The following is a 13,274-nucleotide window of genomic DNA, read 5'->3' on the forward strand; positions in this document are numbered from 1 at the left end:
AGGGAATTCGTCATGAGCCAGGCCGCCGTTTACGGGCTGCTTTTTGCCGCCATCGTGCTCGAAGTCATCGGCACCACCGCGCTGCAATTGTCGCAGCAGTTCACCCGCATCGGGCCAACGGCGCTCGTCGTCGCCTGTTATGCTGCCGCCTTCTATTGCCTGTCGCTGACGCTGAAGAGCATCCCTGTCGGTATCGCCTATGCGATTTGGAGCGCTTTGGGAATCGTGCTGATTTCCTCGGTCGGGCTGATCTTCTTCAAGCAACGGCTTGACCTGCCGGCAATCCTCGGGCTTGGGCTGATCGTATCCGGCGTCGTCGTCGTCAACCTGTTTTCGAAATCCATTTCGCATTGAAATTGCTGCGATATTTCCTAAAGCTGTTGTCCGCGCCACGAGAGAAATTTTCCCCTTTGTCAAATTCCTGACAAAGGGCTATGTGTTGCTTGAACGTGGAGGAGAGTGAGGCGCACGCGGTGCTGTTTTCCAAAGCGCTTTGAATCCTGCCTTCCCACCTTTCGAGACCTCCACTCTACAGGAGCACAGCATGGCCATTCGCACCGTCGTCTGGGGAGAGAATATTCATGAGAATACCAATGAGATCGTCCGGGGCATCTATCCCGAGGGGATGCACACGACGATCGCCAATGCGCTGAATGCCGATCCCGCCATCTCGGCGACGACGGCGACGCTGCAGGAGCCGGAACATGGCCTCAGCGAAGCCCGGCTTGCCGAAACCGACGTGCTGACCTGGTGGGGTCACAAGGATCATGGCGCCGTCTCCGACGTCGTCGTCGAACGCGTCGCCAGGCGCGTCTGGGAGGGCATGGGTCTGCTGGTGCTGCATTCCGGCCATTTCTCCAAGATCTTCAAGCGGCTGATGGGCACGCCCTGCGCGCTGAAGTGGCGCGAGGCGGGTGAACGCGAGCGGCTGTGGACGATCAACCCGCGCCATCCGATCGCCGCCGGCATCGGCGAGCATTTCGAACTCGAAAACGAGGAAATGTACGGCGAGCAGTTCTCGGTGCCGGAGCCGCTGGAAACGGTGTTCATCTCCTGGTTCCAGGGTGGCGAAGTGTTCCGCTCGGGCCTCACCTGGCGGCGCGGCGCCGGCAACATCTTCTATTTCCGCCCCGGCCACGAGACCTATCCGACCTATCACGACGCCACCATCCAGAAGGTGCTGATCAACGGCGTCAAGTGGGCGTACAACCCGCAAGCGGCGTTGACTGCTATTACCGACGCTCCAAATGTGCCGGTAGAAAAGGCGCTGGAGCCGATCGTCGAACGCGGCCCGAAACTGCACCAGGCCGGCGAAGCCGGTTACCGCTGAGGAGCATTCATGCGACTACTCGTTCTTGGCACGGGCGTGATGGCGAAAAGCCAGCTCACCCACTTCAGCAAAATCGACGGCGTAACGGTGGTCGGCGCCGTCGACACCGATCCCGACCGGCTTTCCGCGTTCGCCGACAAGTTCGGCATCGAAAAGCGGTTTCTGTCGCTGGATGAGGCGATCGCCTGGGGTGAATTCGATGCGGCGACGAACATTACGCCCGACCGCATCCATCACCCGACGACGCTGGCGCTGATCGCCGCCGGCAAACATGTGCTCTGCGAGAAGCCGCTGGCGGAAAACTATCCGAAGGCGCTGGAGATGACGGAAGCGGCCGAAAAGGCCGGCATCATCAACATGGTCAACCTCACCTATCGCAATGTCGCGCCGCTGCAGCGCGCCCGCGAGATGGTGCTGGCCGGCGAGCTCGGCACGATCAAACATGTCGAGGCATCCTATCTGCAGAGCTGGCTCGTCTCGCGCGCCTGGGGCGACTGGCGCACGGAATCGACCTGGCTGTGGCGGCTGTCCACTGGCCATGGCTCGAACGGCGTGCTCGGCGATGTCGGTATCCACATTCTCGATTTCGCCGCCTATGGCGCCGCGACCGACATCGATCATGTCTTTGCGCGGCTGAAGACCTTCAACAAGGCGCCGGGCGGCCAGATCGGCGAATATATGCTCGACGCCAATGACAGCTTCACCATGTCGGTCGATTTCGCCAACGGCGCGCTCGGCGTCATCCATGCCAGCCGCTGGGCGACGGGCCATCTGAATGAACTGAAGCTGCGCATCTACGGCGAGAAGGGCAGCCTCGAGGTCATTCATCGCCCCGGCGGTTCCGAATTGCGCGGCTGCCTCGGCGAGGATGCCGAGACCGCCACCTGGAGGGAGATCGAGGTGACGCCGGTGCCGACCAACTACCAGCGCTTCGCCGAGGCGGTAGCAAGCCGCATCCAGCCGGATCCCAATTTCCGCCACGCCGCCAACCTGCAGAAAGTTCTCGACCTCGCCATGGTCACCGAGCGCGAGCGGCGCGAGCTGAAGGTCTGATCGTGCTGGAGACAAGAATTCGCGACCGAATGTTGCCAATGAAAGGCGTGCCGTGTGGCCCCCTCATCCGACCCTTCGGGCCACCTTCTCCCCGCTGGGGAGAAGAGGGAGCAAGGTGTGCCGACATTGCCCAACCGAACCCGTCCGTTTAAGGGCACTTCGTCCAATAGGGTCGATGGCGAGGCCGCATTCGCCCTCTTCTCCCCAGCGGGGAGAAGAGGGCCCGAAGGGCCGGATGAGGGGGGCGCAGGGCACGATGCCAACGACAATTAGTTTATCCTGAAGAAGCATCCTGAGTAAGCTGAGCGGGACAACCAACTCGCCGGGCTGTTCACGCCCGGCATCTGGCGCAAGCAAACGAAAAAGGCCCCGCCGAAGCGGGGCCGGAGGTAGCCGAGCCGCAGCAGGCGGCTTCGACGATCTTATTATTCAATCACCTGCACCACGCGGTGGGTGCGGGGCTCGACGATCACGCGGCGATCGTTGATGACGGTATAGGCATATTTCGGGTTGTCGGGCACCGGAGTGACGACGACATCAGCCGGAAGCGGCTTGCCGACGACGATCGGTTGTTCGACCACCACGCGAGAGGTCGGGGCCGGCTGCTGTTCGACATAGGTGACGACCTCCCGCGGCGGCGGATCGATAACGGCGCCGGCAACACCGCCGGCCACGCCGCCAACGGCAGCGCCTACGGGACCGCCGACAATCGCGCCGGTGATGGCGCCACCGGCAGCACCGGTGACGGCTCCGTCAGCCAGAGCATTGGTGGCAAAAGACGACAGCGCAAGGGCGCTGGAGACAAGTAGAATCTTGTACATTTTGCTTCTCCTTTGCTGGGGTTGCGTCTCGTTAACGACGCCATCTATTCGATGTTCCCGCTGCAAAGAGTCACGCTTTGGAAGGCTGATTCACATTCTGTGAGGCCGCTGAAGCATTGCCGGACGTCGATTATTCCAGCCGCCGTCGGAAGAGCCAGGCGGCGGCGCTGAGCGTGACGGAGGCGATCAGCGCCAGCGGGATCGTCTGGTTTATCACCTCGCTCAAGGGGATATCCTTGAGGAAAACGCCTTTGACGATCACCAGGAAATAGCGCAGCGGATTGATGAAGGTTATCGGCTGCAGCCAGCCCGGCATGTTCTCGATCGGCGTTGCGAAGCCGGATAGCAGCATGGCCGGGACCATGAACAGGAAGGCACCGAGGATCGCCTGCTGCTGCGTCATCGACAGCGCCGAGATGAAGAGGCCGAGGCCGGCGACCGAGCCGAGGTAGAAGATGGCGCTGCCGTAAAGCAGGAAGAGCGAACCGCGCAACGGCACCTCGAAGAGGAAGACGGCGGCCAGGATATAGACGGTGATGTGGAACAAGCCGATCATCATCGGCGGGATCAGCTTGCCGATCAGGATCTCGTGCAGGCGCAGCGGCGAGACCATCAGCTGATCGAAGGTTCCGAGCTCGCGCTCGCGGGCGATCGACAAGGCGGTGACGATCAGGCCGATCAAAAGCGCGATGCTGGCGATCAGGTTCGGCACCATGAACCACTGGTAGGTGAGGTTGGGGTTGAACCAGTTGCGGGGCATGGTCGAAACCATCTCGGGGCCGGCGCGCCTGCCTGCCGGCGTCTCGGCGGCAAGGGCGGCGCTGATCTGCGAGAGGTAGCCGGCGACGATCTGCGAGGCATTGGAACGGCGGCCGTCGAGGATCACCTGCAGATCGGCCGGCGCTTCCGCCTCGATGTTGCGAGAGAAATCCGGGCCGATTTCGATCGCTGCGATCACCGTCTGGTTGTCGATTCCCACCTGAACTTCGGCCTGATTGGCGGCAATCTCGATACTGCGAAAGGTCGGTGAGCCATCGATGCGCTCGATCAGTTCCTGGCCCCAATGGCCGCTGTCGCGATTCAAGATCATGACGTCGACATTGCGCACTTCGAGGGTCGCCGCGTAGGAAAAGACCAGAAGCTGGACGATCGGCGGCCCGATCAAAATGGCGCGGCCCTTGGGGTCGCGCAGCACGGCGAGCAGTTCCTTGACGATGAGGGCGTAGAGCCTTGTCCATCCCATCTCAGCCGATCCTCTTTCGGGTGCTGCGCGCCGCGAGCACGAACATGATGGCGCCGATCGTCAGCATGACGGCGATTGCCTTGGCAAACATCGGCCAGATGTCGCCGGCAAGGAAGACCGTCTGCAGGCTGGGGATCAGGTAACGCGCCGGCACGATGAAGGTGATCCACTGGATCACTTGCGGCATGGAGTTGATCTCGAACAGGAAGCCCGACAGCAGGAAGGCCGGCAGGAAGGCGGAGATCAGCGCCAGCTGCGAGGCGAGGAACTGGTTCTTGGTTGCCGTCGAGATCAACAGGCCTTGCCCCAGCGCCGGAATCAGGAAGGCGGCCGACAAGGCGTAAAGGGCGGCGACGGAGCCGCGGAACGGCACGCCGAAGAGAAAGACGGCAAGCAGCACGCAGAGCGTCATCGAGGTGAGGCCGAGGAGGAAATAGGGCAGGATCTTGCCGGCGAGCAGCTCGACCGCCGTCACCGGCGTCGCCATCATCGCCTCCATCGTGCCGCGCTCCCATTCGCGGGCGACGACCAGCGAGGTCAGAAGCGTGCCGACCAGCGTCATGACGATGGCGATCGAGCCCGGCACGAGGAAATTGCGGCTGGTCAGCTCCGGATTGAACCAGAAGCGCTGTTCGACCGCGATGGGGGGGGCGGAGGAGGCGACATCCGCCTGCCTCTGCCGTTCCCAATTGGCAATGGCGCCCTGCGCATAATTCTGCACGAAATTTGCGGTGTTTGGATCGGAGCCGTCGACAATCACCTGGATGTCGGGCCGGTTGCCGGCGGTGTAGCGCGTGGTGAAATCGGCCGGGATGAGGACGATGCCGCGCACCTTGCCAAGCACGAGATCTTCCTCGAACAGGCGCCGGTCGCGGCCGATCGCCACATCGAAATAACGCGAGGCCCGGAAGCTGGCCGCGAGATCCTGTGTCAGCGGCGTCATCTCTTCCGCGATCAAGCCGATGCGGGTGCGGGTGGTATCGAGCGAGACGCCATAGCCGAAGAGAAAGAGCAGGATCAGTGGCAGCACGAAGGCGATGAGGATACTGCTCGGATCGCGGATCGCCTGAAAGCTTTCCTTGCGCACCAGGGCAAAAAGACGCCGAAGCCGGCCGCCGGAAGCGTTCATGCCGCATCCTCCGCTTCCGACCGCTGCACCAGCGCGATGAAAGCATCCTCCATCGTCGGGTCCGGCTGTTCTTTGCTTGCGACGCGGGCCTTCAATTCATCCGGCGAGCCGAGCGCGATCGAGCGGCCGCGATAGATCAGCGAGATGCGGTCGCAATATTCCGCTTCGTCCATGAAATGGGTGGTGACGAGCACGGTGACGCCTTTTTCGACCAATCCGTTGATATGCGTCCAGAACTCGCGGCGGGTGATCGGGTCGACGCCGGAGGTCGGCTCGTCCAGGAAGAGGGCGCGCGGCTCGTGCATGACGGCGCAGGCGAGCGCCAGGCGCTGCTTGAGGCCGAGCGGCAGATCCTTGGCGGCCTCGCGGCCATGGCGGCCGAAATCGAAGATATCGGCCATCAGCGCGATGCGCTCGCGTCTGTGCTGGCTGCGAAGGCCGTAGACGCCGGCGAAGAATTCGAGGTTCTGCATGACGGTGAGATCGCCGTAGAGCGAGAACTTCTGCGCCATGTAGCCGAGCTGGTTGCGCGCCTCGGCGGCATCGCGGCGAAGATCGAAACCGGCGACGCGGCCTTCGCCGCCGGTCGGCTTCAACAGGCCGCAGAGCATCTTGAATGTGGTGGACTTGCCGGCGCCGTTCGGGCCGAGCAGCCCGAAGATCTCGCCGCGGCGGATATCGAAGCTGATGTCCTCGGCCGCGGTGAAATCGCCGAAGCGCTTGGTCAGGCCCCTGGCCTCGATCACCGGCCGATCGCCCTCGGCCTTCAGCGGTTCCTGTGCTTCGGCCAGCCTGGAGCGGCCGCCGGGGCCGCCGCCCAGCATATCGACGAAGGCATCCTCGAAGCGCGGCGGGGCGGCAGTGAGCGTTGCGCTGCCGCCGGCGGTGTCGATATCGGGTTTCATGCCCTTTGCCGCAACGAGACGGATCGCCTCGCCCTGGATCACGCCGTCGATGACGCCATTGGCTTCAAGGAGTTCGGCGAGCACCTGCCGGCGGCGACCTTTGACGCCGGATACTCTGAAGACCCGGTCGCTCATGCGCTCGGTCATCTCTTCGGGTTTGCCTGAAAAAAGCAGCTTTCCCTGGTTCAGGAGCAGCACGTGGTCGCAGGCTTCCGCCTCGTCGAGATAGGCGGTCGACCAGAGCACGCCGATGCCTTCCCTCGTCAGGTTCTCGACCATCTTCCACAGGTCGCGCCGCGAGATCGGATCGACGCCGACGCCCGGCTCGTCGAGCAACAGCAGGCGCGGCTTTTTCAGAAGCGCGCAGGCAAGGCCGAGCTTCTGCTTCATGCCGCCGGAAAGTTTGCCGGCAAGCCTGCCGGTGAAGCGTTTGAGGTCGGTGAAGCTGAGCAATTCGTCGAAGGTGCTCGCGCGTTCGCTCTTCGGCAGGCCGCGCAGATCGGCGTAGAGATCGAGATTTTCCTGCACCGAGAGGTCTTCATAGAGGCCGAAGCGCTGCGGCATGTAGCCGATCGCCGCCTGGATGCCGGCGGCATTCTTCCTGGTGTCGAAGCCGAGAACCTCGACCGTTCCGCTGTCGGGCAGCATCAGCCCGGTCATCAGGCGGATCAGCGTCGTCTTGCCGGCCCCATCGGGGCCGACGAGGCCGGTGATCGCACCGCCGGCGATTGTGCCGGAGACGCTGTCAAGGGCAGGGGGAGCGTCGCCGAAACGTTTGGTGACGGCGTCGATCCGGACGAGCGGCTTGTCGTCCCAACCTGTCTGGGAGGTGGTCTCGACGGCAGTCATCGTCCGTCTGCCGCAGACGCCGGAGGCCGCACGGTGACCGGCATACCCTGGCGCAGATCCGGGCCTGGCTTGTCGATGACGATCCTCAGGCGATAGACGAGATCGGTCCTGAGCTCCGGCGTCTCCACCGATTTCGGGGTGAATTCGGCGACCGGCGAGATGAAACTGATGGTGCCTTCATAGGGGTTGTCGGGCGCCGTATCGGAGGTGACGGAAACCTTCATGCCAGGGTGGATGCGGCCGAGATCGGGCTCGGCGAGATAGCTGCGCACCCAGACCGGTTCGGTCAGGGACAGCACAAAGACGGTGTCGGCCGGCGAGACGATCGCGCCGTTTTCCCGCACCCGCGAGAGGACGACGCCGTCATTCGGGGCGCGAAGCTCGGTATCTTCAAGCGAGGTACGGGCCGAGGCCAGTGTTGCCTCGGCTGCCTTCAGCTGCGCATCGGCGGCGGCAATATCCTCGACGCGCGAGCCTTCCTGCAAGAGCTTCAGCGCTTCGTTGGCGGACTGGGAGCGGGCCGCGGCCATCGCCTTCGCGGCGGTCGCCTGGTCGAGGTTCGCCTCGGAAATGGTGCCCTGCGGACGAAGCTGGCGGGCGCGTTCATAGGCGAGGTTGGCGTTCTGCAGATCCGCGAGGCTCTCGTCATAGGCGGCGCGTGCCTGGGCAATCTCGGTCGGCCGCGGGCCTGCCTTCAGCTTGTCGAGCGTCGCCCGAAGAGCAGCCGCATTGGCCTCCGCCGAACGGACGGCGAATTCATAGGGCGCGGCGTCAAGTTTCGCCAGCGGTGCCCCCCTCTTGACGACATCGCCCTCATCGACGCGGAGTTCGGAGAGGCGGCCGTTGACGCGGAAACCGAGCGAGACCTGACGGATATCGACATTGCCGTAAAGGACGAATTCGCGGCGGGCCTCAGGCAACCAGCCGAGCTTTTCGGGCAGGCCGTACCACCAGGCCGCGGCCCCCGCAGCAACGAAGAGAAGGAGAGCGATGGGAAGGCTACGCCTCATGCGGCACCTTCTTTCGGCTGGCCGAGCACATCGACCAGTTCGGCGGCCAGCCCGCGCAGGATCTGCACCTGCTCCGGTCCAATGACGTCCCACTCCATCTGGGCGAGCACGGCAGCGTGAGTGACACGAAAGACGAGGATGCTGCCGAGAAGGCTGAAGGTGCGCAGGCGCACATGTTCCGAAGTCGGATCCTCACGCAGAATGGCGCCGATCAGCCGCCGGCCGATCTCGATCATCGGCCGCATGATGCCCTGATAGACTCTGGCGAAGGCTTCCGTCGGCTCCATCTGCTCACGGATCAGAAAGCGCGCCCAGGATTCGGATTCCTTGCCGACGAAAAGCGTCACCATGGTCTGGAGAATGTCGGTGAGGAAGCGCCGGGCTTCGGCCTCGCCGAGCGGTTTGCCTGCGGCCTCCAGGCTCAGCAGATGCGTGCCGATGCGCGCTCTCATATCGCCGATATGCGTGTCGATGCGGGCCATCAGATATTCGGCGGTGGCGATATAAAGGCCTTCCTTGCTGCCGAAATAATAGGGGATGGCCTGCAGATTGACACCGGCCGCTTCGGTCAGCTGGCGGGTCGATGCGCCGTCGAAGCCGTAGCGGCCAAAGACGTCGAGGGCGGCGGAAAGCATCTTCTGCCGCGCGACATCGGCGCGTGCCGAGGCTGGTGGTGGATTGGCCTTTTCCTTGATCATGAAGATTTTGTAACATGGCATGAAAAATAAGTCAATCGATTGATTATTTTTGGCAGCGCAGCGCCGCTCGTGTTGAGCCCGCATTCGGTGATCGACGGCAGCGCGGATAAGCAAAGGCAAAGAGGCCCGTGGGAACGGACCTCTCAGGGCTCTCGGGGTGAGAAGAGGAACCAAGCCTCGATTTGGCTGCCAACAGGGTAGCGATGCGACTATCGCTAATTTTCACGACACTGATATGTCTGGCGTCGGCCGGTTGCAAAACAAGCGGCCGACGCTTTTTCGTTGCTTCCCGGCCATGTTTTGACACAAAACCGCCTTGCTCTTTCCGTACCGCCGGTTCGATGCGTATTCAGATCTATATTATCGCGCTCCTGCTGAGCGCCATTATGTGGTCGATCTCGTTCGACGCGGCGCGAGAGTCCTATCACGCTGCCCAGAGTGCGGGATTGATGCCCAATTTGCACATCAACAAGAAGCTGGATCGCATTCTGTAGACTGCGGGCCGGCGTTCACACCATTGGCATTGCGCGTTTAGTCGAGGCGGCGTATCGGCCGGCGGATGCGTTCGCCATGTGCCCGGGCGCCTCTCGGTCCTCAATCCGAGAAAGCCGGAGAAAGTCAAATTTCGTAAAATTTGATCGATCCGCTTAAAAGCCCTGCAAATCCTGGCGTGTAGAGTGGTTTCATGAAAGCGGCCGAGGCGTGGACAGACGCGTCGATCGTTTGGAGCCGGACGGAGCGAACGCCGGCCGATCCACAAATGGGGACCTGACATGCAGAGAGCACTTGCCGCCATCGCTTTGACTTTGACCGTGACTGCCGCTGCCGGGCCGGCCTTCGCCGTCGGCCCCGCCAGCCTCGCACGCGATCTGATGTACACGTCCGCCATCGGCCATTCGCCAGAGGTTCCGCTGACGACACGCGCCGGTTTCGTGCGCCCGGTCGTCCCTTTCGTTCTGCGCAGCCCTGCTGCGGTCGCGGATCAGGGTTACGAACTCAAGACCTATTCGCAGAGTCTGGCCGCCGTTGTCGATTATGTGTTGTGGAAGACGGTCGACGCAGTGCAGGCGGTGACGTTTCTGCGCTGAGATCGCGGTCCGACCTGATGCGCGTGCTGTGGGTAGCGGTGATGCCCCGGGAAGGTCCTTAATGGGTTGCCAAGGCCCCCGCGCGCGCTCAAAAACATCTGGTCACCGGGGCGGAAGGCATCGCTATGGTTGATCAGGTTTCTCTTTCCGGGCTGTCGGAGGAAAGCTGGCGGGCGGTCATCGAAGCGCTGGCAGCGGCAGGCTGGTCCGTGCGGAAGGGCGGCGGCCTGGACTTCTCCTGGGCTGCAGTCGAACGCGACGGGATGCGGATCGATATGGAATATGATGCATGGCAGGAGGGTGAAATGGTCTTTGCTAAAGCGGATGCGTCCATAATAAGCGGCGATCTTCCTGCCCAGTTGATTGCCAAACTGGAAATCGGATCGTTCCCTCGTTGATGCGGAGCCGGACGGCGAGCGAACACGCATCTCATGACTATCGGTGGCTTGCGATTGCAGAGGTCGACGCGCCCATAACCCCTCAACTCGTGGATCGTCGAGCGATGAGAAGTCTTGCACTTACAGTTTGCGCTGCCTTTTCAGTCCTGGCTCTGAGCGGCGGCATTTTCCTCGGCGCTTTCCTGATTATGAGTCCTTCAGGCGGCGGCTTCTTTCCCAACCTTGGCGCTGTTCTGGGGCTACTGGTCCTCGGTACCGGAAATCTGGTCTCGAGCATCTGCAATGGTATCTATTGGTGCTTCGGTAGGGCCCCTCGTTGGCTTAGAATGGTTACGCTGGCACAGAGCCTGCCCACACTCCTGTTTGCGGGCTTGCTCATATTTGGGATGGACCCCGTGTCGTGACTGGGGAGCGATATTGGTCATGGACCGGGCTTCCCAAAGACTGCCCAAACCACGCCACGGAAGCCGGTTACGAACGCGGCTGAAAATCATCCGGATCTAGCCGTCGAGCTGGCCGCGCACATCGAGATACCATTCGACGAAAGCCTTGACGCCGACGTCCAAGGTCGTTCCCGGTTTGTAGTCCGTGAGCGCGACGAGCAGATCGGGGGCGGCGAAGGTGCGCGGCACATCGCCCTTCTGCATCGCCAGCATCTGGCGAATGGCAGGCCGGCCGAGCGCCTTTTCCACCGTCTCGACGAAATCCATCAGGCTGACCGGCTGGCCGCCGCCGATATTGACGACGCGGAAGGGCGCCTGGCGTGAAAGCGTTTCGACCGCCGCGTCGTCGAGGCGATTTTCCTCGCCGGGCGCAATGGCCGACAGCCTGACGATCGCTTCGACGAGATCATCGATATAGGTGAAATCGCGGCTCATATTGCCTTCGCCGTAGATCTCGATCGGCTGGCCCTCGAGCATGTTCTTGGTGAATTTGAACAGCGCCATATCGGGCCGGCCCCATGGGCCATAGACGGTGAAGAAGCGGAAGGCCGTGGTCGGAATCTTGTGAAGATGGGCATAGCTGTGCGCCATCAGCTCCATCGATTTCTTCGTCGCGGCGTAAATGGTCAGCGGCTCGTCGGCGCGATCGGTCTCGCGGAAGGGGACGGTCGCGTTGGCGCCATAGATCGATGATGTCGAGGCCAGCATCAGATGGCGGACTTCGACCCGCCGGGCGATTTCCATGATATTCCACGAGCCTTCGACGTTCGAATGTATATAGGCTTCGGGATTTTCCAGGCTGTAGCGTACGCCGGCCTGTGCGGCGAGGTGGATCAGGATGTCGGGTTTGGCCGCGAGGACAGCCGCCTCCAGCGCCGGCCGGTCCTCGAGCATCGCGATGACCGGTTTGAAGGCCGGAAACTGGGAGAGGGCCGCATGGCGCATCTCCTTGAGCTTGACGTTGTAATAGGGCGTGAGGCCGTCAAAGCCCGTTACCTCATGCCCCTCCTGCAGCAGGCGCCTGGCCAGATGAAAACCGATGAAACCGGCCGTCCCTGTGATGAAGTAGCGCATTCCCACCTTTTCTTGGCCCCCTGCCGACGGCAAAGAGCCGATTCCGTATCCCGTGACCCCCCTTACAAGATAAGAAGAGGCCGAGTCGATAGGTCTTTGAGGGGGAAGGCTGCGACACCTATGCCGGTTTCACGGACGTCGGCGCGGTCTGCTTGGCGCATGCCATCGATATTGCTCATCTGCCGGGATGAGGGCCGATCGTTATGCTGCGTTGCAACATGCCGGGCTGCATGTTATGCCCGCCCAGTCGTCGACAAGCGGAATCAGGATCGATGCGAGACATAATCTATTGGATTCTCTGCGCATTTCTGACCCTTGCCATTGCCATCGTGTCGCTGCGCTATGTCACGAACTTCTGGCTGTTGTCCTTTGTCTACAGCTTTCAGATCCATCTCGGGGTCATCTTTGTTGCCGCCAGTCTGGCAATTCTGGCGGTCAAAAGGCAGATCTACGGCTTGGTTCTTCTGCTCGCCTCGCTTTTTCTCACCGCTCACAGTTTCGTCATGCTGCGCGAATTCGCGCAGGATGATCAGCAGACGGGTGCCGCGCCGCTTTTCCGTCTGATGTCGTTCAACATCGCCATCGACAATTGGAAAAACTCGACGGCCCTTGCCGACATGGTGATCGCTTCGAACGCCGATGTCGTCAATTTGCTCGAAGCCAAGCCGCTGACATTTCATCTGCAGCGATTGTTCAAGGCCTATCCCTACCATATCGGCTGCGACAGCGGCAAAGATAGCTGCGATACGCTGGTCCTGTCCAAACGGCCGTTCGTGATGCGGCAGGTCGCAAGCATCGGCAGTCTCAGGAAAGACAGGCTGGTCGTCTCAAGCGTCGACTTCGGCGGCCAAGCCATCAATCTCGTGTCGGCGCATCTGTCCAAACCCTATTACGACGACTACCAGATGGGCGAACTGGATGACCTCGGCAAGGCGCTCGGTTCGATTTCCGGCCCTCTGGTGCTGTCCGGCGACTTCAATTCGTCGGCGATCGCGCCCAGCATTCAGGGTCTTCTGCGCGAACAGAAACTGAAGACGCTTGCACCTGAACCAGCGACATGGCCAATCGCTGCTGGCGCCCTCGGAATCGCCATCGACCACATATTCGTGCGGGCGCCGCTTCGCCTGATCTCACTCAAACGTCTCGACGACAATCTCGGCTCGAACCATTCCGGTCTGATTGCCGAATTCGCTCTCGACCAGGAAACTTCACCGGTGAGGTGACACGTGCGGC

At 61.9% G+C, this 13,274-nt stretch carries 13 protein-coding genes; 6 read left to right on the forward strand and 7 right to left on the reverse strand.

Annotated elements, in window-relative coordinates; translation table 11 throughout:
• Positions 1-12 precede the first annotated feature (12 nt).
• From CO671_RS02675 to CO671_RS02685, 3 genes are all read left to right on the forward strand, one after another.
• Entirely contained in the window at positions 13-354 is a 342-nt protein-coding gene (locus tag CO671_RS02675; RefSeq protein WP_010026374.1) for an SMR family transporter, read from the forward strand.
• Between the two features lie 190 nt (positions 355-544).
• Positions 545-1,330, forward strand: coding sequence for a ThuA domain-containing protein (locus tag CO671_RS02680; RefSeq protein WP_097604213.1), 786 nt, complete (start codon positions 545-547; stop codon positions 1,328-1,330).
• A gap of 9 nt (positions 1,331-1,339) precedes the next feature.
• The gene (locus CO671_RS02685) at positions 1,340-2,383 is read left to right on the forward strand and encodes a Gfo/Idh/MocA family oxidoreductase (RefSeq protein ID WP_097604214.1); all 1,044 of its coding nucleotides are present in this window, start codon (positions 1,340-1,342) and stop codon (positions 2,381-2,383) included.
• Positions 2,384-2,808: 425 nt separating this feature from the next.
• Here CO671_RS02685 and CO671_RS02690 read toward each other — a convergent pair whose 3' ends face one another.
• The 6 genes from CO671_RS02690 to CO671_RS02715 form a co-directional block, all read right to left on the reverse strand.
• Entirely contained in the window at positions 2,809-3,204 is a 396-nt protein-coding gene (locus tag CO671_RS02690; protein WP_010029720.1) for a DUF1236 domain-containing protein, read from the reverse strand.
• Positions 3,205-3,334: 130 nt separating this feature from the next.
• Positions 3,335-4,447 (reverse strand): ABC transporter permease, encoded by a 1,113-nt coding sequence (locus CO671_RS02695; RefSeq protein ID WP_097604215.1) that lies wholly within the window; start codon positions 4,445-4,447, stop codon positions 3,335-3,337.
• 1 nt (position 4,448) lies between these two features.
• Positions 4,449-5,576 (reverse strand): ABC transporter permease, encoded by a 1,128-nt coding sequence (locus tag CO671_RS02700; protein WP_097604216.1) that lies wholly within the window; start codon positions 5,574-5,576, stop codon positions 4,449-4,451.
• The gene (locus CO671_RS02705; RefSeq protein WP_097604217.1) at positions 5,573-7,330 is read right to left on the reverse strand and encodes an ATP-binding cassette domain-containing protein; all 1,758 of its coding nucleotides are present in this window, start codon (positions 7,328-7,330) and stop codon (positions 5,573-5,575) included. The genes CO671_RS02700 and CO671_RS02705 overlap by 4 nt, the downstream gene beginning before the upstream one ends.
• A complete protein-coding gene (gene hlyD, locus CO671_RS02710) occupies positions 7,327-8,340 on the reverse strand; it encodes a secretion protein HlyD (protein WP_097604218.1) in 1,014 nt (337 codons plus the stop codon). Before hlyD ends, CO671_RS02705 begins: the two co-directional genes overlap by 4 nt.
• Positions 8,337-9,038: a CerR family C-terminal domain-containing protein gene (locus CO671_RS02715; protein ID WP_097604219.1), complete on the reverse strand. Its 702-nt coding sequence runs from the start codon at positions 9,036-9,038 to the stop codon at positions 8,337-8,339. The genes hlyD and CO671_RS02715 overlap by 4 nt, the downstream gene beginning before the upstream one ends.
• Before the next feature lie 773 nt (positions 9,039-9,811).
• Between CO671_RS02715 and CO671_RS02720 the strand changes: the two genes are divergently transcribed.
• Both CO671_RS02720 and CO671_RS02725 read left to right on the forward strand, forming a co-directional pair.
• Positions 9,812-10,126: a hypothetical protein gene (locus CO671_RS02720; RefSeq protein WP_097604220.1), complete on the forward strand. Its 315-nt coding sequence runs from the start codon at positions 9,812-9,814 to the stop codon at positions 10,124-10,126.
• Positions 10,127-10,251: 125 nt separating this feature from the next.
• Positions 10,252-10,524, forward strand: coding sequence for a hypothetical protein (locus CO671_RS02725; RefSeq protein ID WP_097604221.1), 273 nt, complete (start codon positions 10,252-10,254; stop codon positions 10,522-10,524).
• A 500-nt stretch (positions 10,525-11,024) separates the two neighbouring features.
• Here CO671_RS02725 and CO671_RS02735 read toward each other — a convergent pair whose 3' ends face one another.
• Positions 11,025-12,041 carry an NAD-dependent epimerase gene (locus CO671_RS02735; RefSeq protein ID WP_097604223.1) on the reverse strand — a complete coding sequence of 339 codons (1,017 nt, stop codon included), beginning with the start codon at positions 12,039-12,041 and terminating at the stop codon, positions 11,025-11,027.
• A gap of 272 nt (positions 12,042-12,313) precedes the next feature.
• Between CO671_RS02735 and CO671_RS02740 the strand changes: the two genes are divergently transcribed.
• Positions 12,314-13,264: an endonuclease/exonuclease/phosphatase family protein gene (locus CO671_RS02740; RefSeq protein ID WP_097604224.1), complete on the forward strand. Its 951-nt coding sequence runs from the start codon at positions 12,314-12,316 to the stop codon at positions 13,262-13,264.
• The last annotated feature ends 10 nt before the right edge of the window (positions 13,265-13,274 follow it).

The organism is Rhizobium sp. M10 (assembly GCF_002531955.1).
Taxonomy (GTDB): Bacteria; Pseudomonadota; Alphaproteobacteria; order Rhizobiales; family Rhizobiaceae; genus Rhizobium; species Rhizobium etli_C.

Bases quoted from the DNA above. Each gene is read 5' to 3' on its own strand.
- CO671_RS02675 (WP_010026374.1), top strand. From the start codon at position 13: ATGAGCCAGGCCGCCGTTTACGGGCTGCTTTTTGCCGCCATCGTGCTC.
- CO671_RS02680 (WP_097604213.1), top strand. From the start codon at position 545: ATGGCCATTCGCACCGTCGTCTGGGGAGAGAATATTCATGAGAATACC.
- CO671_RS02685 (WP_097604214.1), top strand. From the start codon at position 1,340: ATGCGACTACTCGTTCTTGGCACGGGCGTGATGGCGAAAAGCCAGCTC.
- CO671_RS02690 (WP_010029720.1), bottom strand. From the start codon at position 3,204: ATGTACAAGATTCTACTTGTCTCCAGCGCCCTTGCGCTGTCGTCTTTT.
- CO671_RS02695 (WP_097604215.1), bottom strand. From the start codon at position 4,447: ATGGGATGGACAAGGCTCTACGCCCTCATCGTCAAGGAACTGCTCGCC.
- CO671_RS02700 (WP_097604216.1), bottom strand. From the start codon at position 5,576: ATGAACGCTTCCGGCGGCCGGCTTCGGCGTCTTTTTGCCCTGGTGCGC.
- CO671_RS02705 (WP_097604217.1), bottom strand. From the start codon at position 7,330: ATGACTGCCGTCGAGACCACCTCCCAGACAGGTTGGGACGACAAGCCG.
- hlyD (WP_097604218.1), bottom strand. From the start codon at position 8,340: ATGAGGCGTAGCCTTCCCATCGCTCTCCTTCTCTTCGTTGCTGCGGGG.
- CO671_RS02715 (WP_097604219.1), bottom strand. From the start codon at position 9,038: ATGATCAAGGAAAAGGCCAATCCACCACCAGCCTCGGCACGCGCCGAT.
- CO671_RS02720 (WP_097604220.1), top strand. From the start codon at position 9,812: ATGCAGAGAGCACTTGCCGCCATCGCTTTGACTTTGACCGTGACTGCC.
- CO671_RS02725 (WP_097604221.1), top strand. From the start codon at position 10,252: ATGGTTGATCAGGTTTCTCTTTCCGGGCTGTCGGAGGAAAGCTGGCGG.
- CO671_RS02735 (WP_097604223.1), bottom strand. From the start codon at position 12,041: ATGCGCTACTTCATCACAGGGACGGCCGGTTTCATCGGTTTTCATCTG.
- CO671_RS02740 (WP_097604224.1), top strand. From the start codon at position 12,314: ATGCGAGACATAATCTATTGGATTCTCTGCGCATTTCTGACCCTTGCC.